The organism is Streptomyces sp. NPDC050549 (assembly GCF_040655035.1).
In the GTDB taxonomy this organism is placed as follows: domain Bacteria; phylum Actinomycetota; class Actinomycetes; order Streptomycetales; family Streptomycetaceae; genus Streptomyces.
Genome location: NZ_JBFAJD010000121.1, coordinates 1 through 1400, shown reverse-complemented (window position 1 = coordinate 1400; position 1400 = coordinate 1). Strand labels below are relative to the sequence as shown.

At 56.7% G+C, this 1400-nt stretch carries 1 rRNA gene; it reads right to left on the bottom strand.

Annotated features, from left to right (window positions below):
- Nucleotides 1-1400: ribosomal RNA gene (locus AB0I51_RS48400) — 23S ribosomal RNA — on the bottom strand; the annotation flags it as partial.

The following is a 1400-nucleotide window of genomic DNA, read 5'->3' as shown; positions in this document are numbered from 1 at the left end:
GGTGGGAACACTCATCTCGAAGCAGGCTTCCCGCTTAGATGCTTTCAGCGGTTATCCCTCCCGAACGTAGCCAACCAGCCATGCCCTTGGCAGAACAACTGGCACACCAGAGGTTCGTCCGTCCCGGTCCTCTCGTACTAGGGACAGCCCTTCTCAATGTTCCTGCGCGCGCAGCGGATAGGGACCGAACTGTCTCACGACGTTCTAAACCCAGCTCGCGTACCGCTTTAATGGGCGAACAGCCCAACCCTTGGGACCGACTCCAGCCCCAGGATGCGACGAGCCGACATCGAGGTGCCAAACCATCCCGTCGATATGGACTCTTGGGGAAGATCAGCCTGTTATCCCCGGGGTACCTTTTATCCGTTGAGCGACGGCGCTTCCACAAGCCACCGCCGGATCACTAGTCCCGACTTTCGTCCCTGCTCGACCCGTCGGTCTCACAGTCAAGCTCCCTTGTGCACTTACACTCAACACCTGATTGCCAACCAGGCTGAGGGAACCTTTGGGCGCCTCCGTTACTCTTTAGGAGGCAACCGCCCCAGTTAAACTACCCATCAGACACTGTCCCTGATCCGGATCACGGACCCAGGTTAGACATCCAGCACGACCAGACTGGTATTTCAACGACGACTCCACCCGAACTGGCGTCCAGGCTTCACAGTCTCCCAGCTATCCTACACAAGCCGAACCGAACACCAATATCAAACTGTAGTAAAGGTCCCGGGGTCTTTCCGTCCTGCTGCGCGAAACGAGCATCTTTACTCGTAGTGCAATTTCACCGGGCCTATGGTTGAGACAGTCGAGAAGTCGTTACGCCATTCGTGCAGGTCGGAACTTACCCGACAAGGAATTTCGCTACCTTAGGATGGTTATAGTTACCACCGCCGTTTACTGGCGCTTAAGTTCTCAGCTTCGCCACCCCGAAGAGTGACTAACCGGTCCCCTTAACGTTCCAGCACCGGGCAGGCGTCAGTCCGTATACATCGCCTTACGGCTTCGCACGGACCTGTGTTTTTAGTAAACAGTCGCTTCTCGCTGGTCTCTGCGGCCACCCCCAGCTCAGAGTGCAAGACTCATCACCGGTGATGGCCCCCCTTCTCCCGAAGTTACGGGGGCATTTTGCCGAGTTCCTTAACCATAGTTCACCCGAACGCCTCGGTATTCTCTACCTGACCACCTGAGTCGGTTTAGGGTACGGGCCGCCATGAAACTCGCTAGAGGCTTTTCTCGACAGCATAGGATCATCCACTTCACCACAATCGGCTCGGCATCAGGTCTCAGCCACATGTGCAACGGATTTACCTGTCACACGGCCTACACCCTTACCCCGGGACAACCACCGCCCGGGCTGGACTACCTTCCTGCGTCACCCCATCACTCACCTACTAACCGCTTGG